This window comes from Pseudoduganella sp. GW821-FHT05F09 (assembly GCF_059419605.1).
Genome location: NZ_JBWKSD010000003.1, coordinates 346826 through 372854, shown reverse-complemented (window position 1 = coordinate 372854; position 26029 = coordinate 346826). Strand labels below are relative to the sequence as shown.

The window sequence follows — 26029 nt, the reverse complement described above, 5'->3', positions numbered from 1 at the left end:
AGCTTAGCGAGCCGCGAGCTCGCGGTACAGCGCCACATAGCTGTGCGCCATCCGCTCCGCGGTGAACAATTCCTGATAGCGCTCGGCCGCGCGGCGGCCCATGGCGGCGGCCAGTTCCGGCTGCTCCCACAAGGTGCGCATGGCCGCGCCGAAGGCTTGCGGGTCGCTGGGCGGCACCACCAGGCCCGTCACCTGGTCCACGTTGATATAGGTGGTGCCGGTGCCGATCTCGCTCGAGATCATGGGCTTGCCGTACATGGCGCCTTCCAGCAGCGATATGCCGAACGCTTCCGAACGCAGGTGCGAAGGGAAAGCCATGGCGTAGCACAGCTCCAGCAGCGCCACCTTGTCCTCTTCCTCCAGCGCGCCCACGAACATCACATGCGTCAGCCCCAGGCGCTCGGCGTGCGCCTTGAGCTCCTGCTCCAGCGGCCCGGCGCCCACGATCACCACCGGATAGTCGGTGCCGGCCAGCGCGTCGAGCAGAATGTGCAGGCCCTTGTAATAGCGCAGCATGCCGATGAACAGGAAGAAGCGCTCGCCGCAGCGGGCGCGCCATTTTTCCAGCACCGCCTGCGGCGGCTTGGGATAAATGCTCTGGTCCAGGCCGTAGGTAATGGTGCGGGTCTTGTTCTTGTAGCGGCCCAGCACCGGCGACGAGGCCATATAGTTGGGCGAGGTGGCCACGATGGCGTCCACGCTTTTCAGGAAGCGCTGCTTGAGCGGCGTGTACACGCGCAGCAGGGTTTTCTGGCGCACGATGTCCGAGTGGTAGGTGACCACGCTGGGCTTGTCGATGCCGGCCATGAAGTGCGCCAGGTCCATGAAGGGCCACGGGAAATGGTAGTGGATCACGTCCGCGCTGCGGGCCAGGTGCTTGAGCTTGCGGATGGCCGCGAACGACATGGCGTTGGAGGCGATCTCGAAGTTGAGCGGCACGCGGTGCACCGTATGGCCTTCGATTTCCATTTGCGACGGGCCGCCGTTGCGGGTCAGCGTCAGCACTTCGTTCTGCACGCCCAGGCGCGTGGTGCCCACGCACATCTGGCGTATCACCTGCTCGATGCCGCCCCACGAATCGGGGTAATAAGTCTTGTAGAAATGAAGGACGCGCATAAGCTCAGGATAAAAGGGTGTGGTACACGGCGGCCGTCTTGCGGGCGGTTTCGGCCCAGGTCAGCTCGACGGCGCGCACGCGGCCGGCGGCGACGCAGCGCGCACGCAGCGCGTCGTCGCGCGCCAGCTCCAGCATGGCGGCGCTGATTTCGGGCACCGACAGCGGATCGACTTCCAGCGCCGCGCCGCGCGTCACTTCGGGCAGCGAACTGGTATTGGATGCGACCACCGGCACGCCGGAAGCGAAAGCCTCCACCACCGGTATGCCGAAGCCCTCGTACAGCGACGGGAACACGAACACGCCGGCGCCGGCGTACACGTGGCGCAGGTGTTCGGCGTCCGTCAGGCGGTCCAGCCACAGCACGTTTTCGCCGTTCTGCACCGCCGCTTTCATCTGCGCCTGCACTTCCTCGCTGCGCCAGCCGGGCGCGCCCACCACCACCAGTTGGCGCTTGGCGCGCACCACAGGGGGCAGCGCCAGGTAGGCCTCCACGATGCGGCCGACGTTCTTGCGCGGCTGCAGCGTGCCGACGAACAGGAAGTAGCCCGGCTTCAAGCCGTACTGCGCCAGCGTGGCGGACATGGCTTGCGGCGCCGGGGCGTCCAGCCATTCCGCGTCCACGCCGCAGGGCACCACGCTGATGCGTTTTTCGCTCACGCCAAAGCACTCCACCAGTTCGCGGATGGCGAACTGGGTGTGGGCGATCACGTGGTCGGCCTTGCGCGCAGCCTTGGCCTGCAGCCAGTTCTTCAGCCCCCGCAGGCGCGGATTGCACCATTCGGGATGCGATACCGGCAGCGCGTCGTGCAGCGTGGCCACCACCATGCAATCCATGCGCACGGTGCGGTAGTCGGTGGAGTGGAACAGGTCCACGCTGGGCATGTGCTCGCGCACCGCGCCCGGGGTGCACAGGTCGCGCAGCGTGGTGACGGGGAAGGAATGCGACAGGGCCGCGCCGACGCTGAGCGCCGCCGCGCCGCCCTGGCCGAACGGCGCAAAGGACATGGGCTGCACCGCGCAGCCGGCATGCGGCAGCTGGCGCAGCAGCGCCTGGCTGTACACGCCGATGCCGTCGAGGCGCCCGCCGGTCAGGACCGGTTCAACAGTAGTGGTGGAAAGGCCAATGCGCAAGACACTCAAGCCTCGTACATCCAGCGCAGCGTTTGCTCCAGCGGCACCGGCACGATTTGCCCAACCACGGAGGCCAGGCGGGTGTTGTCGCCCACCAGGCGCACCACTTCATTGGCGCGCACGAAGGCGGGGTTCACATGCACGTTGATCTGGTAGCCGGCGATGCGGCCCATCATGTCCAGCGCTTCGCCCAGCGAGTAGCCGGTGCTGGAACAGATGTTGAAAGTTTGTCCGGCCGGCGCTTTCGCCAGCAACTGGCGGTAGGCGGCGGCGACCATGCGCACGTCCGAGAAGTCGCGCCACACGTGCAGGTTGCCCAGCTCGATGTCGGCGGCCTTGCGGCGGAAGTGCGCAACGATTTTCGGCAGCAGGAAGTTCTCGTGCTGGCCCACGCCCGTGTAGTTGAACGGACGCGTGATAATGACAGGCAGCTTGTCCATCCACAGCCGCGCCATGTATTCCATGGACAGCTTGGAGACGGCGTAGTCATTGGCCGGAGCCGGCGCCGTGTCCTCGCCCAGCATGGGCAGGTCGGCGTTGCCGTAGACATTGGCGCTCGAGGCCACCAATACCGCGGACGGTTTCTTCGCCAGCGCGGCCAGGGCTTCCAGCAGATTGCGGGTGCCCACCACGTTGACGCGGTAAATCTGTTCGATGTCGGCATGCGCCACGAAGGCGATGGCCGCCAGGTGCACCACCACGTCCGGCTGCACCGCCTGCACCATGGCCGCCACGGCGGCGCGGTCGGTCAGGTCCACCGGCAGCATGTCCTCGGACACGTCCGCATGGCCCGGCACCGTGGTGCCGGTTACGCGGTAGCCGGCGGCGCGCAGCTCGGCCGCCACATAGCGGCCGGTGAAGCCGGCCAGCCCGGTGACGAGGGCGCGCTTGCCGGCGCCCTCGGTGGCCGGGGACAGCAGCGGCAACGCAGCGTGCGGCGGGTGCAGCGGCGCGTCCATCAGAAGGAGAAGCCGATCTCGTTGCGGCGCAGGTCGGCGTCCACCATCAGCTGGCACAGCTCTTCCAGGGTGGTTTTCGGCGCCCAGCCCAGTTCCTTGGTGGCTTTGGCAGGGTTGCCGATCAGCAGTTCCACTTCGGCCGGACGGTAGAACTTCGGATTGACGCGCACCAGCGTTTTGCCGGTCTTGGCGTCGTGGCCGGTTTCGTTCTCCGCTTCGCCCTTCCATTCGATGGCGATGCCGGCGGCCTTGAAGGCCATGGTGACGAAGTCGCGCACGGTTTCGGTGCGGTTGGTGGCCAGCACGTAGGTGCCTGGTTCGTCAGCCTGCAGGATGCGCCACATGCCTTCCACGTATTCCTTGGCGAAGCCCCAGTCGCGCTTGGCGTCCATATTGCCCAGTTCCAGCACGTCCAGCTTGCCCAGCTTGATCTTGGCGACCGAGTCGGTGATCTTGCGGGTGACGAACTCGCGGCCGCGCAGCGGCGACTCGTGGTTGAACAGGATGCCCGAGGAGCCGAAGATGCCGTAGGACTCGCGGTAGTTCACGGTCATCCAGTGGGCGTACAGCTTGGCCACGCCGTAAGGGCTGCGCGGGTAGAACGGGGTGTCTTCCACCTGCGGAATGGCTTGCACCTTGCCGAACATTTCCGAGGTCGAGGCCTGGTAGAAGCGGATCTTCGGATTGACGATGCGGATCGCTTCGAGCAGGTTGACCGGACCCACGCCGGTGATTTCGGCGGTGGTGATAGGCTGTTCGAAGGACACGCCGACGAAGCTTTGCGCCGCCAGGTTGTACACCTCGTCGAATTCGCCTTGCTGTATCAGGCGGATGCTCGAGCTGAGGTCGGTCAGGTCGTACTCAACCAGTTTCAGGTTGGGGTGATTCTGGATGCCCAGTTCTTCGATGCGCCAGAAGTTCACGGAGCTGGTGCGGCGATAGGTGCCGGTGACAATATAGCCCTTGCCCAGCAGCAGTTCCGCCAGATAGGCGCCATCCTGGCCGGTAATGCCCGTAACGAGCGCTTTTTTAGTCTTTTGCATGATATCCACGTTTTCCAACGAAACTTTGACAGCCGGGTATTGTAACAGAGACATGAGGCCCGCCCGATTTGCACCGGACGGGCCTTACAGAACTTACATCTTGTTACACAGCAACTTTCAGCGTCAAGCTTTACGCTGCGCCACCGCGTCCACCACGCACAGCGCCGTCATGTTGACGATGCGGCGCACGGTGGCCGACGGCGTGAGGATGTGCACCGGCGCGGCGCAGCCCAGCAGGATGGGGCCGACCGCGATGCCGTTGCCGGCCGCCGTTTTCAGCAGGTTGTAGGCGATGTTGGCCGAGTCGATGTTCGGCATCACCAGCAGGTTGGCGTCCGCCGTCAGGAAGGAATCGGGCATGATTTTCTGGCGCAGCTTGGAATCCAGCGCGGTGTCGCCGTGCATTTCGCCGTCCACTTCCAGGTCCGGCGCCTGTTCCTTGACGATGGCCAGCGCAGCGCGCATCTTCTGCGCCGAGGCGCTGTTGGACGAGCCGAAGTTGGAGTGCGACAGCAGCGCGGCGCGCGGCTGCAGGCCGAAGCGCTTCATTTCCTCGGCGGCCATCATGGTGATGGCGGCCAGCTGGTTGGCGTCCGGATTCTCGTTGACGTGGGTGTCCACGATGACCAGCTGGCGCTCGGGCAGCACCAGCACGTTCATGGCGGCGTACACGCAGGCGCCGGCGCGGCGGCCCAGCACCTGGTCGATATACTTCAGGTGCAGGTCGGTGGTGCCGAAGGTGCCGCAGATCATGCCGTCGGCGTCGCCCTTCTTGATCATCATGGCGCCGATCAGCGAGTGGCGGCGGCGCATTTCCAGCTTGGCGTATTCCTGCGTCACGCCGTTGCGCTTGGCCAGGTCGTAGTAGGCGGTCCAGTATTCGCGGTAGCGCTCGTCGAAGTCCGGGTTGATGACGTCGTAGTCGACGCCTTGCTTCAGGCGCAGGCCGAACTTGGTGATGCGGGTTTCCAGCACGGCCGGACGGCCCACCAGGATGGGGCGCGCCAGGCGCTCGTCCACCACCACCTGCACCGCGCGCAGCACGCGCTCTTCTTCGCCTTCGGCGTAGACGATGCGTTTCAGCTCGGCCGGGGTCTGCTTGGCCACCGCGAACAGCGGCTTCATGAAGGTGCCGGAGCGGTACACGAACTGCTGCAGGCTGTCGGCGTAGGCTTCCAGGTCCTTGATCGGACGGGTGGCCACGCCGGACTCGAAGGCCGCCTTGGCCACGGCCGGGGCGATCTTGGTCAGCAGGCGCGGGTCGAACGGCATCGGGATCAGGTATTCCGGGCCGAAGGACAGATTGTTCACGCCGTAGGTGGTGGCCACGATGTCGGACTGCTCGGCGTGCGCCAGCTCGGCGATCGCGTGCACCACGGCGATTTCCATTTCACGGGTAATCGTGGTGGCGCCGCAGTCGAGCGCGCCGCGGAAGATGTAGGGGAAGCACAGCACGTTGTTGACCTGGTTCGGGTAGTCCGAACGGCCGGTGCAGATGATGGCGTCGCCGCGCACCGCTTTCACGTCTTCCGGCAGGATTTCCGGATTCGGATTGGCCAGCGCCAGGATCAGCGGATTCGGCGCCATCTGCTTGACCATGTCCTGCTTCAGCACGCCGCCGGCGGACACGCCCAGGAAGATGTCGGCGTCCGGTATCACTTCGGCCAGGGTGCGGGCCGTGGTGTCGCGCGCGAAGCGTTCCTTGTCCGGGTCCATCAGCTCGGTGCGGCCCTTGTAGACCACGCCGGCCAGGTCGGTGACGAAGATGTTTTCCAGCGGGAAGCCGAGGTCGACGATCAGGTCGAGGCAGGCCAGCGCGGCCGCGCCGGCGCCCGACACCACCAGTTTGCATTCCTTGATGTTCTTGCCCACCAGCTGGATGCCGTTCAGCAGGGCCGCGCCGACGATGATGGCGGTGCCGTGCTGGTCGTCGTGGAAGACCGGGATCTTCATGCGGTCGCGCAGCTGGCGCTCGATGGTGAAGCACTCGGGCGCCTTGATGTCTTCCAGGTTGATGCCGCCGAAGGTCGGCTCCAGCGAGGCGATGATGTCGCACAGCTTGTCCGGGTCGGATTCGTTGATCTCGATGTCGAACACGTCGATGCCGGCGAATTTCTTGAACAGCACGCCCTTGCCTTCCATCACAGGCTTGGCCGCCAGCGGGCCGATATTGCCCAGGCCCAGCACGGCGGTGCCGTTGGTGATGACGGCCACCAGGTTGCCGCGCGCGGTGTACTTATAGGAGTTGGCTGGGTCGGCGACGATTTCTTCGCACGGAGCGGCCACGCCCGGGGAGTAGGCCAGCGCCAGGTCGCGCTGATTGGTCAACTGCTTGGTGGGGGTAACACTGATTTTGCCGGGTTTCGGGCACTCGTGGTATTCGAGCGCGGCCAGGCGCAGTTGTTGTCTCAATTCCTCTTTTTTATCAGATGACGAATCCATGCTGTACAGCCTTCCTGTTTGTCTATCGGGAAAGCTTCCGATTCTATCAGACCAATTCTTTCAGTTAGCTAGGTATTTTCACGAATAGGGCAGAATAACTATCGGGCTTTTCAAAATTATCAATTTTTTCTATGGCCCTTGCACCTTTCAGATTGCAACTATTGCGCATACTTACTCCTAAAGCAATTCGCCGAAAAAACATGGACTTAGGCCTTTAGTTCTCCTAGACAATGTAGCTTTCACGTAATAGACTGGGTTGATTGTCATCCTGGAAAGAAAGGCACATGATGGACACCCAGTTCTGGCACCACTGTTTCCGACTCTCCAGCATCGTCTTTCCGGCGGCCACGCTGATGCTGTGCTTTGCCGAACCCGGCACGCCGCAATCGGCCCTGCTGGCGGCCGTCGCCGTGGCGTCCACCGGCGTGTGGGGCTACAGCTTCAGCCGCCACAAGCGCCAGATGGCGCACGAAGACGAGATGACCGAGGGCGGCAACGCCTGACAGCGTCCTCCCGGCGGGCCTGCACGCTAGTACAATGGCGGCATGCTCTCCGAATTCGACCTCATCGCAGAATACTTCAACCGCCCCCGTCCCGTCCGCGCCACGCTGGGCATAGGCGACGACTGCGCCCTGCTCACGCCCGGCGCCGGCATGCAAACCGCCATTTCCTCCGACATGCTGGTGGAAGGCCGCCACTTCTTCGCCGGGGCCGATCCGCGCCTGCTGGGCCATAAAAGCCTGGCGGTCAACCTGTCGGATCTCGCGGCCATGGGCGCGCGTCCGGTGGGCTTTACCCTGGCGCTGGCGCTGCCCTCGGCCGAACGGGCCTGGCTGGCGGCGTTTTCCGCCGGCCTGTTCGCGCTGGCCGACGCGCACGGCTGCGAACTGATAGGCGGCGACACGACCAAGGGGCCGCTCAACATCTGCATCACCGTTTTCGGCGAACTGGCGCCGGGCGAAGCGCTGCGGCGCGACGCGGCGCTGCCGGGCGACGACATCTGGATTTCCGGCACGCTGGGCGACGCGCGTTTGGCGCTGGCGGCCTGCCTGCGCGAGCCGGGGGCCGGCGAGGCGCTGACGCGCGCGGAGGGCGCGGCGGATTTCGCGGCGGCGGCGGCGCGCCTGCATGCGCCCACGCCGCGCGTGGCGCTGGGCCGATTGCTGGCGCAGCAGCGCATCGCGCACGCGGCGATTGATATTTCGGACGGCCTGGTGGGGGATATCGGGCATATCCTCAAGCTGTCCAAAGCGGGCGCCACGCTGGACGTGGACGCGCTGCCCGCAGGGCCGGTGCTGTCCCGCTGCGCGCAGGCGTGGCGGCGCGCCTACGCGGCGGCGGGCGGGGATGATTATGAGCTGTGCTTTACGGCGCCGGCATCCCGGCGCGAGGCGGTGCTGGCGGCCGGCGCGCAAAGCGGCACGGCGGTCACGCGCGTGGGACGCATCGAGGCCGAGCCGGGCCTGCGCCTGGTGGACGCGCAGGGCGTGCCGCTCACGCTCGCGGTGCAGGGCTTCGACCACTTCGGCGGCGCATAGATGGCGGGTTACGGCTCCGCCTAACCCGCCAAATCAGGCCAGCGACGTATGGTCCTCGCCCGGATCGCCCACGCGGCGCCCGGTGCCGTGCATCAGCCAATAATGGTGGAAGGCCAGGCGGATATTGTCGCGCAGCTGGGTGTCGTCCCACGGCTTGGTGTAGAAGCGGTAAATCGCGCCCCGGTTGATCGAATCGAGCACCGCCTCCAGCCCGGTATATCCGGACAAAATAATCCGTATGGTATCCGGATACATCTCCTTCACCTTGCTCAGGAACTCCGTGCCGCTCATGATGGGCATGCGCTGGTCGCACACGATCACCTGCACCGGATACAGCGCAAGGAGTTCGAAACCTTCAGCCGGCGAAGCCGCCGTCAATATGCGGTAGCCGTCGCGCCGGAACAGCCGGTGCAGCGACGACAGCACATTCACGTCGTCATCCACTATCAGCAGCGTCTGCGGCGGCTCGGCGGCCTGGTTCGGGTCCGGCGGCAGGCTGCGCCCGCCTTCCACCAGCTGCCCCATCTCGTCGGCCGGCAAGGGACGGCTGAAGAAATAGCCCTGGATCTCGTCGCAGCGGTTGCGCCGCAGGTATTCCAGCTGCGGCCGCGTCTCCACGCCCTCGGCGATCACCCGCAGCTTCAAGCTGTGCGCCATGCTGATGATGGCCAGCGCGATGGCCGCGTCGTTCGGGTTGGTCGTGATGTCGCGCACGAAGGCGATGTCGATCTTCAGCTTGTCGATCGGGAAGCGCTGCAGATAGGCCAGCGAGGAATAGCCGGTGCCGAAGTCGTCGATCGAGCACTTGACGCCCAGCTCCTTGAGCCGTTCCAGCACCCCGATGGTGCGCTCGGCGTTGGACATCAGCGCGGTCTCGGTCAGCTCCAGCTCCAGCAGCTCGGGCGGCACCTTGTGGCGCGCCAGCGCGGCCCGCACCTCCCCTTCCAGGTCGCCCTCCACGAACTGGCGGCTCGACACGTTCACCGCCACCGTCACCGGCCCCACCATGGAGCGCGCCCAGGCCGCGATCTGGCGGCAGGCCGTGTCGATGATCCAGGCGCCCACCCGCACGATCAGCCCCGTGTCCTCCAGCACCGGCACGAATTCGGCCGGGAACACCAGGCCGTAATTGGGCCGCTGCCAGCGCAGCAGCGCCTCGGCGCCGCTGATGCGGCCCGTGGTCAGGTTCACCTTGGGCTGGTAGTACAGCAGCAGCTCGTTCTCGTCCAGCGCGCGGCGCAGCGCCAGCTCCAGGTCCAGCCGCGCCAGCACCTGCACGTTCATGCCGGCGGTGAAGAAGCGGTAGCCGTCGCGGCCGGCCTGCTTGGCGCGCTCCATGGCGGTGTCGGCGTACTTGATCAGCGTTTCGGGCTCGGTGGCGTCGTCCGGATACATGGCGATGCCGATGGACGCCGTCAGCGCGGCCGGGTGGCCGTCCAGGTCGAACGGCGCGCGCAGCGCCTCGCGCACCTCGTTGGCCACCAGCACGGCGTCCTGCTGGTTGCGCGTCATAGTCAGGATCAGCGCGAACTCGTCGCCGCCCAGGCGGCCCACGGTGTCGCGGATGCGCACGCACTGCACCAGCCGGCTGCTGAACTGGCGCAGCAGCTCGTCGCCGGCCGCCGCGCCGAGCGAGTCGTTGACGTTCTTGAAACGGTCCAGCGCAATGAACAGCACCACGATGCGCCACTCCTTGTCCTGCGCCAGCTCGATCGATTCGGCCAGCGTCTGGAAGAACAGGGTGCGGTTGGGCAGGCCGGTCAGGCTGTCGTAGTGCGCCATGTGCAGCAGGCGCTCCTGCGCCTGGCGGCGCTCGCTGATGTCGCGCGCCACGCAGATCAGCGTGGGCTGCTCGCTGCCCTGCTGCAGCTGCCAGTACAGCTCCACCGGCACCGCCGCCAGGTCCTGCCGGGTCAGTTCGGTCTCCAGCAGCTCGGGCGTGCGCACGGTGGCGGCCAGCACGGCGCGGCAGTGCGCCTGCAGCTCGGCGCGCTGGCCCAGGCCGATGCGCTCGGGCTCCAGCGCCAGCAGCGGCGCGCGCTCGTAGCCCAGCATGCGGCAGGCGCCGTCGTTCACGTCCACCAGCGCCAGCGTGGCCACGTCGATCAGGAAGATGGCGTCGGCGGTGGCGTCCATGGCGCTGCGGAAGCGCTGCAGCTCGGCGGTGCGCTCGCGCACGGTCTGCTCCAGCAGCGCGCTGTAGTTCTTCGACTCGCGGTGCATCAGCCGCACTTCCAGCATGTTGCGGATGCGGGTCAGCACCTCCACCGGGTCGAAGGGCTTGCTGACGAAGTCGCGCGCGCCGGCCTCCAGCGCGGCCAGCTTGTGGTCCGGCTGCGCGGTCACCACCAGCACCGGCAGGTAGGCGTCCGCCTCCAGCGGCTTGAGCGCGTTCATCACGTCGAAGCCGCTCATGCCGGGCATGTGCAGGTCCAGGATGATCAGGTCGTAGTTGTGCTGCTCGTGCCAGGGCGCCACCACGCGCGGGTCGGTGGTGGAGCTGACGGCCTGGTAGCCGGTGGTGGTGAGCAGATACTCCAGCAGCTGCACATTGACCGCCTGGTCGTCCACGATCAGGATCTTCGCGTTAAGGATGTCGGCCTGGGTAATCATGACGTTTCCTTGCTGGCGCGGCCCGCTTTGAGCTCGGCGCGTTCTGCAATATGGGCCAGCGTGCTGCTGATGGCTTCCCCGAATTCATCTATATTGATCGGCTTGATGAGGTAACGGAAGAATCCTGCCGCAACTCCTTTTTCTATGTCGCGCGGCATGGCGTTGGCGGTCAGGGCGATCACCGGAATGTGCTGCGTGCGGCTGTCGCTGCGCAGCACGCGCATGGCCTCCAGGCCGCTCATGCCGGGCAGGTTGATGTCCATCAGGATGATGTCCGGCTGGTGCACGCGCGCCAGCTCGATGCCGAGATGGGCGTCCGGCGCCGGCAGCAGGCTCAGATCGGGCCGGAAGCTGATGATTTCCTCCACCAGCTTCAAATTGGCCGGATTGTCCTCCACGTACAGGATGGAAGCCGGGGCTTCCGGGCCGCGCTCGCGGCCCGGCGCGCCCAGCGCGCGCGCCGCCTCGCTGCCGGCCAGCGAGGGCAGCGGGTCGATGGCGCGCAGCTCGATCCAGAACAGGCTGCCCACGCCCTGGCTGCTGGAGGCGCCGATCACGCCGCCCATCAGCTCCACCAGGCGCTTGGTCACCACCAGGCCGATGCCGGTGCCCTCCTCCGGCCCGCTCTCCTGGCCCAGGCGGTTGAAGGGCTGGAACAGCATGGCCACCTGCTCGGCTTTGAGGCCGGTGCCGGTGTCCTGCACCGACAGGCGCAGCAGGCCCGGCGCGCTGCTGCTGCAGTCCACCACCACCGCGCCGCCCTCGCGGTTGTATTTGATGGCGTTGGACAGCAGGTTGAGCAGCACCTGCTTGAGGCGGGTGCGGTCGGCGTCCACGCTGAGCGCGCAGGCGTTCGGGAACAGCATGCGGATGCCGCGCGCGGCCGCCAGCGGCTCGGTCATGCTCTGCACCTCCTGCAGGATCTCCTGCAGCGCCACCGGCTCCATCGACAGCGCCACCGCGCCGGACTCGATCTTGGCCAGGTCCAGTATCTCGTTGATCAGCGTGAGCAGGTGGCGGCCGGATTTCAGGATGTGATTGGCGAACTCCTTCTTCTGCGGCAGCGTGGAGGGCAGCTTGTCCGAGGTGAGTATCTGCGCGAAACCAAGGATGGCGTTGAGCGGCGTGCGCAGCTCGTGGCTCATGGACGACAGGAAGGCCGACTTGGCCTGGTTGGCGCTCTTGGCCTCCTCCATGGCCATGGCCAGCTCGCCGTTGGTGGCCTCCAGCTGCAAGGTGCGCTCGTGCACGCGCTGCTCCAGTTCCTGGTTCAGGCGCATCACCTCCTGCTGCGCCTGGGCGCGCTGCTCGGCCTCGCGCGCCAGCTCGCCGTTCGACTGCGCCAGCGCGCGCTGCCGGGTCTCCACCTCGCTCAGCATGGAGTTGAAGGACTCCACCAGCTGCGCCACCTCGTCCTCGCTGGTGCGGGCGGCGCGGCGCGAATAGTCGCCGGTCTGCACCACGTCGCGCGCCACGTCGCGGATATCGAGGATGGGGCGGGTGATGATGTAGTCGGCGCGGCGCATGATCAGGTAGGCGATGCCCATGGCCGGCAGCATCACCAGCAGCGCGATCACGCCGTAGTCCACGCCGCGCCCCAGCATCTCGTACTCGGCGCGCAGGTAGACGGAGCCGAGCAGCTCGCCGTTGTCGACGATGGGCTTGAACAGCGTGAGCTTGCCGTTCTCGAAGCGCATGCCCTCGCTCTCGGCCTGCTGCGGGAAATGCACGTCCTGGCCCGGCGCCACATAGCTGGCGAATAGCTTGCCCCTGGCGTTGTAGATGGCGCCGGCGTTCACCTTGGGCCGCAGCCGCAGCAGCGACAGGGTCTGCTTGGCCAGCGCCTTGTCGTCAAAGGCCAGCGCGGCGCTGCTCATATGGCCGATCAGTTCGGACTGCGTGCTCATGTCGCCGCTCACGCTCTGGTGGTAGGCCCGCAAATCGTAGGCCACGATCATGGCCAGCGACACCAGCAGCGCCACCAGCGTGGTGAGCATGACCACGCCGAGCAGCTTGCCGCGCAGGGAGCGCATGCGGATGATGGGCGGCTTGCTCATATGGCCCCCGGCGCCACGCGGTAGGCGGCCGACAGCATGCGCGCGCTGATGCGGATGCGGGCGGCGGCGGCCGGCTTGAGCGCCACCTCGAAGCGCAGCCGCTCGTCGGCCAGCAGGAAATTGACGATGCTGCCCATGGCGTGCGCCTCCTCGCTGTCGGACACGGTGAGCAGGGGCTGGCTGCGGCTGGCGGCCAGCACGTCCTGCAGGCTGGCCTTGTCGAGCGCGCCGACGAACAGCATATGCAGCTGGCCGGCCGGCTCGCCCTTCTTCAGCCGTTTCACCTGCAGCGGGTGGCCGTTGGCGCTGTGGCCGGCCACGCTGCGCTCGAGCTGCTCGGCCAGCGCGTCCGCGCCCATGACGCCGATCAGCAGCGGGCTGTCCGGGCGCACAAAACTGCCGTCGGGCCATTCCACAAAAGCGGCGAACTTGACCAGGTAGGCGGCCTTCACCTGCCGCTCCAGGCCGGGGTCCGCCGTGCCGGACTGCGCTTGGGCCTGCATGCGCAGATGGGCCGCCAGTATCAGCAGCACGAAAAACAGTTGCGGCAGCAGGCGTGGCAGGCTTGCAAACTGCATGTCTCCCCTCTCGTCGGTAAAGGCACAGGCCAAACGAGTGTACGCATTTTTGGCATTGCTGAGCAGGTTTTTTTGACCTTGCGCAAGACGCGGCGGGCTAGAATGTGTTCTCGCAAACCGGATAGGGAAGATGCAATGGGAGAGACACTGGACAAGGACGCGCTCGAGCGCTTGGCGGCCGAGGTGGGCCGTGTCCTGCACAGCAAGGGCCTGCTGCTGGCCACGGCCGAATCGTGCACCGGCGGCGGCGCGGCGCAGGCGGTGACGGACATCGCCGGCTCCAGCGGCTGGTTCGAGCGCGGCTTCGTCACCTACTCCAACGAGGCCAAGAGCGAGCTGCTGGGCGTGCCGGCCGAGCTGATCGCGCAGCACGGCGCCGTCAGCGAGGAAGTGGCGGCGGCGATGGCGTCCGGCGCGGTGGCGCACAGCGGCGCGCACGTGGCGCTGTCCACGACAGGCATCGCCGGGCCGGGCGGCGCGGTGCCCGGCAAGCCGGTCGGCACGGTGTGCTTCGGCTGGGCCGGACCGGGCGGCACGCGCACCGAACGGCTGGTATTCGGCGGCGACCGGCGCGCCGTGCGCGAACAGGCCGTGGCGCATTCGCTGCAAGGGCTGCTGCACTTTTTGGTATAGTGCGAGCCGGGCTGGCCGACTAATCACGCGCAATCAAGAGCACTTCACACGAGAACTCCATGCAGAACACGGTACATTTCATCCTTCAGGGCAAAGGCGGCATCGGCAAGACGCTGGTCTCCACAATCTTGGCGCAATGGCTGGCGGCCAAGGACGAAACGCCGCTGCGCTGCTACGACACCGACCAGGAGAACGCCACCTTCTCGCGCTACAAGGCGATGGACGTGAAGCACGTGCCGGTGATGACGGACGCGCGCACCATAGACCCCAAGCGTTTCGACGCGCTGATGATAGACATCCTGGAGGAAGACGGCAACTGCGTGATCGACAACGGCGCCAACACCTTCTCGCCGCTGGTGGCCTACCTGATCGAAAACGACTGCTTCTCGCTGCTGCAGGAATCGGGCCGCAAGGTCTACATCCACACCATCGTCGGCGGCGGCGACACCCTGCACGACACCGCCATGGGCTTCTTGTCGACCGCCAAATCGACCTCGGTGCCGCTGGTGCTGTGGGAGAACGAGCACTTCGGCCAGCTGGTATCGGCCTCCGGCAAGTCCTTCATCGAATCGCAGACCTATGCCGACAACGCCGCGCGCGTGGTGGGCCGGGTGGTGCTCTCGCAGCGCAACGCCGACACCTTCGGCGCCGACATCAAGAAGATGAACACGGCGCGCCTGACGGCCGAGGAAGTGAAAGCCAGCGACAAGTTCAACGTGATGGAAAAGCAGCGCATCAAGGTGGTGTTCCGCGACCTGTTCGAGCAGCTCGACAAAGTCAGCTGGTAAGAGGAGCGCGCCATGGACCAGCACAAGCTGCGCAGCCTCGTATTTGAAAAGACCGGCGTCAAGGTCGACATCGACGACCCCATCTTCGCGCTGGTGGCGCTGAACGAGGCGGTGCTGGCCGAGTCGGTCGAGCGCCATATCGCGCGCATCGACGCGGCCTCGCTGGAACTGGCCGAGCAGGTGCGCGCGGCGGGCGGCCTGCCGCCGGCCAGGGCGGCGGCCTACGAGCCCGCCCCGGCGGCCCCGGTCAAACCCATCGCCACCCAGTCCCCGCTGGTGACGCCGCGCGAACAGCGCCTGCTGGCCGCGGCGGCCGGCATCAGCCTGCTGACCGCCTTGCTGGTGTGCGGCATGCAAGCGCTGTTCAGCAAGCCCGCCGCAGCCCCGCCGGCGCTCACGCCAGAGCAAAGCGCCGCCCTCGTCCAGGCCGAAAAACTCACCCGCGCCATTAGCAAGCTGGACGCAAAAGCCCGCGACCAGATCCAGGCCGAACTGCAAAAGTAACCATGCCACACGACCACGACCACGGCCACAGCGGCCAGCACAAGCACGCGCCAGCGCACGGCCACAATCATGATCATGATCACGGCGAGGGCCACAGCCACGGGCACGGCCATGGGCACGACCACAGCCACGGCCACGGCGGCCATCACCACCACCACGGCGACCCGAACAGCCAGGGCCGCGCCTTCGCCATCGCCATCGCGCTCAACACGGTGTTCGTGGCCATCGAATTCGGCTACGGCTTCCTGGCCAACTCCACCGCGCTGATGGCCGACGCCGGCCACAACCTGTCCGACGTGCTGGGCCTGATGCTGGCCTGGGGCGCGGCCATCCTGGCCAAGCGCGCGCCCAACCAGCACTACACCTACGGCCTGCGCAGCAGCTCCATGCTGGCCGCGCTGTTCAACTCCCTGCTGCTGATGGCCGCCTGCGGCGCCATCGCCTGGGAAGCCGTGCAGCAGCTGATGAACCCCACGCCGGTGCACGGCCTGACGGTATCGGTGGTGGCGGCGGTGGGCATCGCCGTCAACGGCTTCTCGGCCTGGCTGTTCATGGCCGGCGCCAAGGACGACATCAACATCCGCGGCGCCTACCTGCACCTGGCGGCCGACGCCGCCATCTCGCTGGGCGTGCTGCTGGCCGGCCTGGCCGTGATGTGGACCGGCTGGACCTGGCTGGACCCGCTGGTCAGCATCGCCATCGTGGTGATTATCCTGGTGAGCACCTGGGCGCTGCTGCGCGAGGCACTGAAGCTGGTGCTGGCCGCCGTGCCGGACTCGGTGAACGCGCCCGAAGTGGAGCGCTTCCTGCGCGCCCGCCCCGGCGTGAACGAGGTGCACGACCTGCACATCTGGGCCATGAGCACCACCGAAACGGCGCTCACCGCCCACCTGGTCATGCCCGGCGGCCATCCCGGCGACGAGGCGCTGGACGACATCGCCGCGCGCCTGAAGGCCGACTTCTCGGTGCACCACTGCACGCTGCAAGTGGAAATGGGCACCACCGACCACGCCTGCTGCCTGAAGGCGCCCTGAAACGGCGCCGTCCTAGTCCGCCAGCCCCGAGAACAGCGCCGTGCTCAGGTAGCGCTCGCCGAACGAGGGGATGATGGTGACGATCAGCTTGCCCGCGTTCTCGGGCCGGCGCGCCACCTGGATCGCCGCCCACAGCGCGGCGCCGGAAGAAATCCCCACCATCAAGCCCTCCTGCGACGCCGCCGTGCGCGCGGTGGCGAAGGCGTCCTCGTTGGCCACCCGTATCACCTCCTGGTAGGCCTGCGTGTTCAGCACGGCCGGCACGAAGCCCGCGCCTATGCCCTGGATGGGATGCGGCCCCTTGGCCCCGCCCGACAGCACGGGCGACGCCTCCGGCTCCACCGCGATGCACTGGAAGGACGGCTTGCGCGCCCGCAGCACCTCGCTCACGCCGGTGATGGTGCCGCCGGTGCCCACGCCGGCCACCAGGATGTCGGCGCGGCCGTCGGTGTCGCGCCAGATCTCCTCGGCGGTGGTGCGGCGGTGCACGTCCGGATTGGCGGGGTTGTTGAACTGCTGCAGGATCAGGTAGCGCGGGTCCGCCTCGGCCATCTGTTCGGCGCGGCGGATGGCGCCCAGCATGCCCTCGCTGCCGGGCGTGAGTATCAGCTCGGCGCCGTAGGCGCGCAGCAGCATGCGGCGCTCGCGGCTCATGGTGTCGGGCATGGTGAGCGCGCAGCGGTAGCCGCGCGCGGCGCACACCATGGCCAGCGCAATGCCGGTGTTGCCGCTGGTGGGCTCGAGGATGATGGTGTCGGGGCGTATCAGCCCGGCGGCCTCGGCGGCCTGTATCATGGCCAGGCCGATGCGGTCTTTCACGCTGTGCGCGGGGCTGTAGAACTCCAGCTTGGCAAGGATCTGGGCCGGCGCGCCGGCGGCCATCCGGTTGATGCGAACCAGCGGCGTGTTGCCGATGAGTTCAGTCACATCGTTGGCAATATTCATGGCGTAGCTCCGCTCTCGTGGCTCGGAGCTTCAGTCTACGCCCACTACCAGCCGCGCGCCATAGGGGCGCACGGCCTGCCGCGCATTATTTCACGTCCAGCAGTTCCACTTCAAAGGTCAGCGCCGAATTCGGCGGGATCTCGCCGGCCGAACGCGGGCCGTAGGCCAGGTCCGCCGGGATGATCAGCACGCGCTTGCCGCCCACCTTCATGCCCTGCACGCCCTGGTCCCAGCCCTTGATGACCTGGCCTTTGCCCAGCGTGAACTCGAGCGGCTCGCGGCCGATGGAGCTGTCGAACTTCTTGCCGCGCTGGTTCTTGGCCAGCGGGCGGTACAGCCAGCCGGTGTAGTTGACGCGCACGATGTTGCCGGCTGCGGCTTCCTTGCCGCCGCCCACCTTGACGTCGTTGATGATCAGGGCATCGGCGGCCGGGCCGGGCTGGGCCGAACCCACCACCACCGGCGCCTCCGGTGCGGCGGCGGGAGCGGCTGCCGGAGCGGCGGCGGGTGCCTGGCCGGCAGCCTGCGCCATCGATGCCGCGGCGGCGAACAGGAATGCGAACAAAACGGAACTACGGGTCATGATGTATTCTTTCGTTGAGGTTTCAAGCGACGCACATGATAACAAATCAGCCATCCGATGCAATTATTCAGCCGTCCGGGCGCAAGCTTTTTTTCGCGCTGTGGCCGGACGAAGACACGCGCGCCGCGCTGGCGCGGCTGCAGCCGCTGGCGCCCGGCCGCGCCATCGCCCCCGCCAAGCTGCACCTGACGCTGGCCTTCCTGGGGCAGCAGCCGGCAGCGGCCCTGGCGCCGCTGCTGGACATCCTGGCCGGGCTGGACGTGCCTGAGCTGCCACTGCTGATAGACAGCCTGGGCTACTTCCAGAAACCGCGCATAGCCTGGGCCGGCATGTCCGATCCCCCTGCCGCGCTGCTGGCGATGCAGGCCGGGCTGATGGCGCAGCTGGAAGCGGCCGGCTTTTCCGCCGCCACGCACGGCCAGTTCAAGCCCCACGTCACGCTGGCGCGCGAAGCCAGAACCGCCCCGCCGCCGGCCGCTTTCGAGCCGGTGCTGTGGCACGCCGGTAGCGTGGCCCTGGTCGAATCGCTGCCCGCCGGCGACTACGTTCCCATTGCCGCAAAACAGGTCTAGGCGAATGCGGCTCAGGCTGCTTCGGCGGGAATGGCGACGGGGGCGGCCTGGGCGGCGAGCTTGTTGAGCAGGTGGCCGGCGGCGACCATGCCGAAGGTGGCGGTCACCACCACGGCCGAGCCGTAGCCGGCGCAGTTCAGGCCGGTGACGGCGCGCTCGTCGCCGTCGATCGAGCACGCTTCGCCGGTGTTGGGCAGCTGCAGCGGCTCCATCGAGAACACGGCGTCGATGTTGTACTTGTTCTTCATGCCGGGCGGGAAGCCGTAGTTGCTGCGCAGGCGGCGCCGCACCTTCTTCAGCAGCGGCTCCTGCTCGGTCTTGGACAGGTCGCGCACTTCGATCTTGGCCGGGTCGGTCTTGCCGCCGGCGCTGCCGATCACGATCAGCGGGATCTTGTTGCGGTGGCAATAGGCCACCAGCGCGGTCTTGGCCTTGGCGCTGTCGATGGCGTCAACCACGTAGTCGTAGCCCTGCGCGCCCACCATCTGGTCCAGATTGTCCTCGTCGATGAAGTCTTCGATCTGCGTGACCTGGCAGTAGGGGTTGATCAGCGCGATGCGCTCGGCCAGCGCGTGGATCTTGGCCTGGCCGACGGTGGAGGCCAGCGCCTGGATCTGGCGGTTGATGTTCGATTCGGCCACGTTGTCCAGGTCGATCAGCGTCAGGCGGCCGACCGCGCTGCGCGCCAGCGCTTCGACGATCCAGGAGCCGACGCCGCCGACGCCGATCACGCACACGTGCGCCCGGCGGAAGCGTTCCAGCGCCGCCTGGCCGTACAAGCGGCCGATGCCGCCGAAGCGGCGCTCGAAGTCGACGTCCATGCCGGCGTCTGTGCCAACTTCGGTGGCTAGGGGGGAAGTTAGTTGGTTCATGCCGCCATTTTAGCGGACGCGGCGGCAAAGATTATTCTAGAATGACTGTCTGAACTGACTGATAACATTGTAGACCACCCCGACCAAGCCCACCATGAGCGCCTCCCTGATCGACACCGCACCCGACTTCGGCCAGCCCATCGCCGTCCTGAAGCACTGCCACGACCGCATCCGCAAGCAGCTCGCCACGCTGCAGAAGCTGCTGGCCCACCTACCCCAGTTCGGCGCCGACGACCAGGCGCGCCAGGCGGCGCACGCGGTGCTGAAATATTTCAACAACGCGGCCCATCTGCACCACGAGGACGAGGAGCACAATCTGCTGCCCATGCTGGACGGCACGGCGCGGGAGGCCGACGCGGCCCTGCTGCAGGAACTGATGCCGCGCCTCCTTGCCCAGCACCGGCAAATGGATGCGGATTGGCTTATAATCAAATCACAACTTGACAAAATTGCCATAGGGACAGATACGGCCCTGTCCGCTGACGCGGTGCAGCAGTTCGTGGCCGACTACACGGCCCATATGGAGCAGGAAGAGCAGCATATCGCGCCCATGGCCAAGCGCCTGTTCAGCGCGGCGCAGATGCAGGAACTGGGCGACGCCATGCAGGCGCGCCGCGGCATCGCGCCAGCGGCAGCGCCGGCCGCACCGGCAGCAACGCCGGTGGCGGCCGGGGTCGACATCGCCGACCTGCGGCTCGATTACGGGCGCGCCAGCCTGGACGAGGCCGACACGCTGGACCACCCGGTGGACCAGTTCGCCAAGTGGTTCGGCGAGGCCATGAAGGCCGAAGTATTCGAGGCCAACGCCATGAGCGTGGCCACCGTGGGCGCGGACGGCAAGCCGAGCTCGCGCATCGTGCTGATCAAGCAGTATGACGAGCGCGGCTTCACCTGGTACACCAATTACGAGAGCCAGAAAGGCCGGCAGTTAGCGCAGAACCCGCATGCGGCCCTGCTGTTTTTCTGGCGCGAGCTGGAACGCCAGGTGCGCATCGAGGGCCGCGTGGAGAAAACCTCGGCCGAGGACAGCGACACGTATTTTTACAGCCGTCCCGTGAAGAGCCAGCTGGCGGCGGTGGCCTCGCAGCAGAGCGAGCACATCGCCAGCCGGGCCGAGATGGAAGAGAACTATGCGGCCGTGGAAGCGGCCAGCGGCGGCCAGCCGCAGCGCCCGCCGCACTGGGGCGGCTACCGCCTGGTGCCGGAGCGGGTGGAGTTCTGGCAGGGCCGCCGCTCGCGCTTCCATGACCGCATCGTATTTACGCTGCAAGCGGACGGCAGCTGGAAGAAGGAGCGCTTGCAGCCCTGATCATTCATGACCATGGGAGGCTACCTTGTTCGCGCAAAACCGACTGAGCGCCTGGATGGCGGGCGTGCGGCACCAGACCGCCATGCCGCTGCGCATAGAATTGTGGAACGGCCAGCAGTTCGATTTTTCGGCCGAACCGCCGCGCGTCACCATCCGCCTGCCGCGCGCGTCGGCGGCGCGCTACCTGCTCACGCCGTCGCTGTCCAACCTGGGCTCGGCCTATGTCGAGGGCCTGATCGAGGTGCGCGGCGCGGCGCGCGACATGATCGCGGTGGTGAACGCGCTGGCGCGCTCCACCCTCAAGGAACAGGGGCGCTTCGCCCGCATCGCCCGCAATTTCACGCATGACCGCAAGCGCGACGCCGAGGCGATCCGCTACCACTACGACGTGTCCAACGAGTTCTACCAGCAGTTCCTGGACCCGGCCATGGTGTATTCCTGCGCCTATTTCGAGCGCGGCGACGAGGACCTGGCCAGCGCCCAGGCCAAGAAGATAGACCACATCCTGCGCAAGATCCGGCTGCAGCCGGGGCAGACCCTGCTCGACATCGGCTGCGGCTGGGGCGCGCTGGTGCTGCGCGCGGCGCAGCAGTACGGCGCGCGCTGCGTCGGCATCACGCTGTCGCAGAACCAGCTGGAGCTGGCGCGCGAGCGGGTGCGCGCGGCCGGGCTGGAGCAGCTGGTGGAGATCCGCCTGCAGGACTACCGCGACGTGCGCGGCCAGTTCGACCGCATCACCAGCGTGGGCATGTTCGAGCACGTCGGCCTGAAGCACCTGCCGGAGTATTTCCGCGCCATCAACAGCCTGCTGGCGGAGGATGGCGTGGCCATGAACCACGGCATCACCGGCACCGATCCGGACAACGGCGAAACGCCGTATGGCGGCGGCGAGTTCATCGACAAATACGTGTTCCCGCACGGCGAGCTGGTGCACCTGGGCCAGGTGCTCAAGGCCATGCAGGAGGGCGGCCTGGAGGCCTACGACGTGGAGAACCTGCGCCGCCACTACGCCCGCACCTGCTCGATCTGGACCGACAATTTCGAGGCCGGCGCCGAGCGCATCAAGACGCTGGCGGGCGAGAAGCGCTTCCGCATCTGGCATGTGTACCTGGCGGGCTGCGTGTACGGCTTCGAGCAGGACTTGCTGAGCCTGTACCAGATCGTGTGCGGCAAGGCCGGCCGCAATCCGCGCGTGCTGCCCTGGTCGCGCGGCTATATGTACCCGTCCAGCGCGCCGTAGAGCTGCTGCAGCGCCGCCTCCATGGCGGCGACGGCGGCGCCGTCCGCGCCGGCGCGCAGCTGCTCGGCGGCGGCGATGGCGCGCGCGGCGCCGAAGTTGACCAGCACGCCCTTCAGGCTGTGCAGCGCGCGCTGCGCGCCTTGCTCGTCGCGCGCGGCCAGCGCCCGCAACACGTCGCGCCACAGCTGCGGCCCGTCGCGCACAAACAGCGCCGCCAGCTCGCGCAGCAGGTCCTGGTCGCCGTCCAGCCGCAGCAGCGAGCCCGGCCAGTCCAGCACCTGATCACCCGGCCCGGGCGCGCACCTGGCCAGCGCCTCGCGCAGGCGCGCCAGGCTGATGGGCTTGGACAGATAGGCGTCCACGCCCGCCTCCAGGCAGCGCTCGCGGTCGCCCGCCATGGCGCGCGCCGTCATGGCGATGATGGGCAGGCGGGCGCGCGCCCCGTTTTGCTCCCGGCTTTGCTCCCGGGTTTGCTCCCAGATGCGGATATGGCGCGTGGCAGACAGGCCGTCCAGGCCGGGCATCTGCACGTCCATCAGCACCACGTCGTAGCTGGCGTGGGTGGCGTATTCCAGCGCGGCCAGGCCGCTGTCGACCAGGGTGGCGCGGTGGCCCAGCTTTTCGAGCAGGCGCAGCGCCAGGCGCTGGTTGACCGGGTTGTCCTCCGCCAGCAGCACGCGCAGGCTGCCGTCGCGCCCTTCGGCCGGGTAGCCGGGACGGCCCGCCGCGGCCAGGTCGCGGCGGCGGTCGCGCCCGCTGCGCAGGTCGGCCGCGCGCGCGGCGGGCGGCGGCGCATCGACAACGGCATCGCCCTCGGCCATGACCAGCCCGCGCGCGGGCGGCAGGCTGGACAGCGGCGGCAGCGGCGCGGCCGGCGCCAGGCCGGTATGCCGCAGCGGCACCGTGAAGCTGAACACGCTGCCCTGCCCCGCCGCGCTGCGCACGCCGATCTGGCCCTGCATCAGGATCACCAGGCGGCGGCAGATGGTCAGGCCCAGGCCGGTGCCGCCGTATTCGCGCGTGGTGGAGCCGTCCACCTGCGCGAAGGCCTCGAAGATCAGCTTCTGCTTCTCCAGCGGGATGCCGATGCCGGTGTCCGCCACCGAAAAGGTGATGTCGCAGCGCTCGCCGTCCTCGCGCCCCAGCGCCACCGACACCGCCACGCTGCCCTCGGCGGTGAACTTGATGGCGTTGCCGATCAGGTTGATCAGCACCTGGCGCAGCCGGCCCGGGTCGCCCCTCACATTGCGCGGCAGCTGCGCCGACAGCTCGCAGTGCAGCGCCAGCCCTTTCTGGCGCGCGCGCAGCCCCATCACGCGCACGCTGTCCTCCACCATCTGGCGCAGGTCGAAGGGCACGTCCTCGATATCGAGCTTGCCGGCTTCGATCTTGGAGAAGTCCAGGATGTCGTTGACGATGGCCAGCAAGGCGTCCGCCGAGGCCCGCACCAGGCCGATATCGGCGCGCTGCTCCGGCGTGAGCGCCGATTCCAGCACCAGCTCCGTCATGCCCAGGATGCCGTTCATGGGCGTGCGCACCTCGTGGCTCATATTGGCCAGGAATTCGCTCTTGGCGCGGCTGGCCGCCTCGGCCGATTCCACCGCGCGCTGCATGGCGTCGCGCGCGGCGCGCTGTTCGCTGATGTCGATGAAGTAGCCCAGCATGTAGCTGCGCCCGCCGCTGTTGATGACGCTGCGGCTGACCAGCACGTCGCGCGGCGGGTCAAAGCTCATCAGGCGCCGCTCGCTGGTCACCATGCGGCCGCTGCTCCAGGCCAGGTCGTCCTCGGCGCGCGTGGCCTCGGCCCAGCGCGGCGAGGCGAAATGCTCGATGGTGCGGCCCAGGATCTCCTCGCGCGTGCGCTGCGTGAATTCCTCGAAGCGCTTGTTAAAGCGCAGGAAGTGGCCGTCGCGGTCCTTCAGGAACACGGGAATGGGCAGCTGGTCCAGGATTTGTTCGGTCAGCTCCTGCCGGTGGCGCGCGTCGTCGTCCGGCTCGCGCTGCTGCGCCAGGTCGGCCAGCATGGCGGCCAGGCGCTGCGCCGTCTCTTCGCTCGCGCCGCCTTCCGCCTGCGCGCCCGCGCGGCGCTGCAGCTCCCGGCTCAGCAGCAGATTGTCGGCGCGCACCAACGCCAGCTCGCGCTCCACCTCGCGCAGGCGCGGCGCCAGGCCGGGGTCGGCGCGCTCGCCCTCCTGCAGCAGCGCCTGCAGGCCGTTGGCCAGCGTGGTTTCGCCCAAGGCGCGCAAGGCCGCCAGCCGGTGCTCCACTTCGGCATCGTCCAGCGCGCCGAGCGCGCGCCGCACCAGTTTTTTCAGGCGGGCCGATTGCATGCGCGGCGCGGCCGGCCTCAGGCCGGCGTGCCCTCGTCGCGGTAGCGCGCGCTGATGGCCAGCACCTCGCCCCAGCGCGCCAGCAGCGCCTGCACGCAGCGCACGTCGAAATGGCTGCCGCAGTTGTCCAGCAGGTACTGGCGCGCCGCGTCCATGCTCCAGGCCTGCTTGTAGGGCCGCACGCTGGTGAGCGCGTCGAACACGTCGGCCACGGCCACGATGCGGCCCACCAGCGGGATCTGCTCGCCGGCGTGGCCGTTCGGGTAGCCGCCGCCGTCCCAGCGCTCGTGGTGGCTCAGCGCGATCTCGGCGGCCAGCTGCAGCATGGGCGCCTGGCTGCCCTTCAGAATGTCGTAGCCCATGCGCGCGTGCTGGCGCATGACCACCATCTCCTCCTCGTTCAGGCGGCCGGGCTTGAGCAGGATATGGTCCGGCGTGCCGACCTTGCCTACGTCGTGCATGGGGGCCGCGTTCAGGATGTCCTCCTGCTGCTGCTCGGACAGCCCCAGTTCGGCCGCGATCAGGCGCGAGTAGTGCGCCATACGCAGGATGTGGGCGCCGGTTTCCGGGTCGCGGTATTCGGACGCGCGCGCCAGCAGCATGATGGTCTCCTGCTCGCGCGCGCGCAGTTCGGCGGTGGCCTTGCGCACCTCGCCGCGCAGGCCCACGGTGGCGCGCCGCAGCTGCAGCATATTGCGCGTGCGGGCCAGGAATTCCACCTTGTCGATGGGCTTGATGAGGAAATCGCTGGCGCCGTTCTCCAGCGCGCGGTGGCGCACGTCGACGTCGGTGCTGGCGGTCACCATCAGCACCGGCGGGCGCTCGCGCGGGTCGGCGTGCACGCCGTCGGCCAGCGCGGCGATCAGCGCCAGGCCGTCCATGTCCGGCATCATGTAGTCGATGATGAGCAGGTCCCAGGCATTGCTGTTGCACCAGTCCAGCGCCGCCCGCGCGGCCTGGAAACCGACGGTCTCCACGCCTTCGAGCTTGCCGATCAGGCGCGACATCAACACCAGGTTGATGTGGGTGTCATCAACGATCACTACCTTCATGGGCAGCCACTTATTGTTATATGCGTTATGGGTACAGCGGGGTACAGCGGGGTGCGGCGCCTGCTTACTTCAATCTGTTGCTGTAGGTTTTGCGGAACTTGGCCACCTTGGGCGCCACCACGAAGGCGCAATAGCCCTGCAGGGGGTGCTGCTCGAAATAGCGCTGGTGATAGGCCTCGGCAGCATAGAAGGGCTGCGCGGGCGACAGTTCAGTGACGATGGGCGCGTCCCACACCACCGCCATTTCGGCGATCACCTGGCGCGCGGTGGCCTCCTGCTCCGGCGACTGGTAATAGATCACCGAGCGGTACTGGGTGCCGACGTCGTTGCCCTGGCGGTTCAGCGTGGTGGGGTCGTGGATGGTGAAGAATATCTCCAGCAGGTCGCGGTAGCTGACCACGGCCGGATCGAATTCCAGCCGCACCACTTCGGCATGGCCGGTGGCGCCGGTGCACACCTGCTCGTAACTGGGGTCGGGCTGCTGCCCGCCGGTGTAGCCGGACACCACGCTGTGCACGCCGCGCACCTCCAGGTAGACGGCCTCCGTGCACCAGAAGCAGCCGCCGCCGAACACGGCCACTTCAGCCGCCCCCGCATTGCTAGTCATACCGCGCCTCCCGCTCAGAGTATGCTGTCATGATGGCTACTGTAACGCAAAGCGCAGGCGCATGCACCTTCAAATGATATGC

The 26029-nt window shown here is 67.4% G+C and carries 23 protein-coding genes; 9 read left to right on the top strand and 14 right to left on the bottom strand.

The features are described 5' to 3' along the window. Positions 1-3 precede the first annotated feature (3 nt). The 5 genes from AC07S4_RS11510 to AC07S4_RS11490 all read right to left on the bottom strand — a co-directional run bounded on the left by AC07S4_RS11510 (position 4) and on the right by AC07S4_RS11490 (position 6692). Entirely contained in the window at positions 4-1116 is a 1113-nt protein-coding gene (locus AC07S4_RS11510) for a glycosyltransferase family 4 protein (RefSeq protein WP_494986779.1), read from the bottom strand. A gap of 4 nt (positions 1117-1120) precedes the next feature. Further along, positions 1121-2248, bottom strand: coding sequence for a glycosyltransferase family 4 protein (locus tag AC07S4_RS11505; RefSeq protein WP_494986778.1), 1128 nt, complete (start codon positions 2246-2248; stop codon positions 1121-1123). Between the two features lie 5 nt (positions 2249-2253). Then, positions 2254-3207 carry an NAD-dependent epimerase/dehydratase family protein gene (locus AC07S4_RS11500; protein ID WP_494986777.1) on the bottom strand — a complete coding sequence of 318 codons (954 nt, stop codon included), beginning with the start codon at positions 3205-3207 and terminating at the stop codon, positions 2254-2256. Continuing rightward, the gene (gene gmd / locus AC07S4_RS11495) at positions 3207-4250 is read right to left on the bottom strand and encodes a GDP-mannose 4,6-dehydratase (RefSeq protein ID WP_494986776.1); all 1044 of its coding nucleotides are present in this window, start codon (positions 4248-4250) and stop codon (positions 3207-3209) included. Before gmd ends, AC07S4_RS11500 begins: the two co-directional genes overlap by 1 nt. Before the next feature lie 123 nt (positions 4251-4373). Then, entirely contained in the window at positions 4374-6692 is a 2319-nt protein-coding gene (locus tag AC07S4_RS11490) for an NADP-dependent malic enzyme (protein WP_494986775.1), read from the bottom strand. A gap of 284 nt (positions 6693-6976) precedes the next feature. On the opposite strand from AC07S4_RS11490, the gene AC07S4_RS11485 reads away from it, so the two are divergent. Together AC07S4_RS11485 and thiL are read left to right on the top strand one after the other, a co-directional pair. Next, on the top strand, positions 6977-7195 hold the full coding sequence (locus AC07S4_RS11485) for a hypothetical protein (RefSeq protein WP_494986774.1): 219 nt from the start codon (positions 6977-6979) through the stop codon (positions 7193-7195). Positions 7196-7237: 42 nt separating this feature from the next. After that, the gene (gene thiL, locus AC07S4_RS11480) at positions 7238-8230 is read left to right on the top strand and encodes a thiamine-phosphate kinase (RefSeq protein ID WP_494986773.1); all 993 of its coding nucleotides are present in this window, start codon (positions 7238-7240) and stop codon (positions 8228-8230) included. 33 nt (positions 8231-8263) lie between these two features. Here thiL and AC07S4_RS11475 read toward each other — a convergent pair whose 3' ends face one another. From AC07S4_RS11475 to AC07S4_RS11465, 3 genes are read right to left on the bottom strand one after another with little or no spacing between them, the layout of a single operon-like run. After that, positions 8264-10843, bottom strand: coding sequence for an EAL domain-containing protein (locus tag AC07S4_RS11475; RefSeq protein ID WP_494986772.1), 2580 nt, complete (start codon positions 10841-10843; stop codon positions 8264-8266). Next, positions 10840-12900: a sensor histidine kinase, YfiR-like protein-associated gene (locus AC07S4_RS11470; RefSeq protein ID WP_494986771.1), complete on the bottom strand. Its 2061-nt coding sequence runs from the start codon at positions 12898-12900 to the stop codon at positions 10840-10842. The genes AC07S4_RS11475 and AC07S4_RS11470 overlap by 4 nt, the downstream gene beginning before the upstream one ends. Further along, the gene (locus AC07S4_RS11465) at positions 12897-13478 is read right to left on the bottom strand and encodes a TOL_0243 family YfiR-like periplasmic protein (RefSeq protein ID WP_494986770.1); all 582 of its coding nucleotides are present in this window, start codon (positions 13476-13478) and stop codon (positions 12897-12899) included. Before AC07S4_RS11465 ends, AC07S4_RS11470 begins: the two co-directional genes overlap by 4 nt. A gap of 135 nt (positions 13479-13613) precedes the next feature. Between AC07S4_RS11465 and AC07S4_RS11460 the strand changes: the two genes are divergently transcribed. From AC07S4_RS11460 to AC07S4_RS11445, 4 genes are read left to right on the top strand one after another with little or no spacing between them, the layout of a single operon-like run. Further along, entirely contained in the window at positions 13614-14111 is a 498-nt protein-coding gene (locus AC07S4_RS11460) for a CinA family protein (RefSeq protein ID WP_494986769.1), read from the top strand. 59 nt (positions 14112-14170) lie between these two features. Continuing rightward, entirely contained in the window at positions 14171-14899 is a 729-nt protein-coding gene (locus AC07S4_RS11455) for a P-loop NTPase family protein (RefSeq protein ID WP_494986768.1), read from the top strand. 12 nt (positions 14900-14911) lie between these two features. Continuing rightward, complete coding sequence (locus tag AC07S4_RS11450; protein ID WP_494986767.1) at positions 14912-15403, top strand: hypothetical protein; 492 nt, start codon at positions 14912-14914, stop codon at positions 15401-15403. Positions 15404-15405: 2 nt separating this feature from the next. After that, positions 15406-16437: a cation diffusion facilitator family transporter gene (locus tag AC07S4_RS11445; protein ID WP_494986766.1), complete on the top strand. Its 1032-nt coding sequence runs from the start codon at positions 15406-15408 to the stop codon at positions 16435-16437. Between the two features lie 12 nt (positions 16438-16449). On the opposite strand, the gene cysK is transcribed toward AC07S4_RS11445, so the two are convergent. Together cysK and AC07S4_RS11435 are read right to left on the bottom strand one after the other, a co-directional pair. Further along, a complete protein-coding gene (gene cysK, locus AC07S4_RS11440; protein ID WP_494986765.1) occupies positions 16450-17382 on the bottom strand; it encodes a cysteine synthase A in 933 nt (310 codons plus the stop codon). Between the two features lie 85 nt (positions 17383-17467). After that, complete coding sequence (locus AC07S4_RS11435) at positions 17468-17965, bottom strand: FKBP-type peptidyl-prolyl cis-trans isomerase (RefSeq protein WP_494986764.1); 498 nt, start codon at positions 17963-17965, stop codon at positions 17468-17470. 35 nt (positions 17966-18000) lie between these two features. On the opposite strand from AC07S4_RS11435, the gene thpR reads away from it, so the two are divergent. Next, positions 18001-18537, top strand: a complete 537-nt coding sequence (gene thpR / locus AC07S4_RS11430; RefSeq protein ID WP_494986763.1) for an RNA 2',3'-cyclic phosphodiesterase — start codon at positions 18001-18003, stop codon at positions 18535-18537. 11 nt (positions 18538-18548) lie between these two features. Here thpR and tcdA read toward each other — a convergent pair whose 3' ends face one another. Continuing rightward, entirely contained in the window at positions 18549-19409 is an 861-nt protein-coding gene (gene tcdA / locus AC07S4_RS11425) for a tRNA cyclic N6-threonylcarbamoyladenosine(37) synthase TcdA (RefSeq protein WP_494986762.1), read from the bottom strand. A 94-nt stretch (positions 19410-19503) separates the two neighbouring features. Here tcdA and pdxH point away from each other — a divergent pair, with 94 nt between their 5' ends. Both pdxH and AC07S4_RS11415 read left to right on the top strand, forming a co-directional pair. After that, complete coding sequence (gene pdxH / locus AC07S4_RS11420; protein WP_494986761.1) at positions 19504-20718, top strand: pyridoxamine 5'-phosphate oxidase; 1215 nt, start codon at positions 19504-19506, stop codon at positions 20716-20718. 25 nt (positions 20719-20743) lie between these two features. Continuing rightward, positions 20744-21958 carry a class I SAM-dependent methyltransferase gene (locus AC07S4_RS11415; protein WP_494986760.1) on the top strand — a complete coding sequence of 405 codons (1215 nt, stop codon included), beginning with the start codon at positions 20744-20746 and terminating at the stop codon, positions 21956-21958. Here the strand turns inward: AC07S4_RS11415 and AC07S4_RS11410 are convergent. The 3 genes from AC07S4_RS11410 to msrA all read right to left on the bottom strand — a co-directional run bounded on the left by AC07S4_RS11410 (position 21931) and on the right by msrA (position 25947). Then, a complete protein-coding gene (locus tag AC07S4_RS11410; protein WP_494986759.1) occupies positions 21931-24288 on the bottom strand; it encodes a PAS domain-containing hybrid sensor histidine kinase/response regulator in 2358 nt (785 codons plus the stop codon). The two genes, AC07S4_RS11415 and AC07S4_RS11410, sit on opposite strands and share 28 nt — an antisense overlap. Positions 24289-24305: 17 nt before the next feature. Further along, complete coding sequence (locus AC07S4_RS11405) at positions 24306-25340, bottom strand: HD-GYP domain-containing protein (protein WP_494986758.1); 1035 nt, start codon at positions 25338-25340, stop codon at positions 24306-24308. 64 nt (positions 25341-25404) lie between these two features. Next, the gene (gene msrA, locus AC07S4_RS11400) at positions 25405-25947 is read right to left on the bottom strand and encodes a peptide-methionine (S)-S-oxide reductase MsrA (protein ID WP_494986757.1); all 543 of its coding nucleotides are present in this window, start codon (positions 25945-25947) and stop codon (positions 25405-25407) included. Positions 25948-26029: the final 82 nt, after the last annotated feature.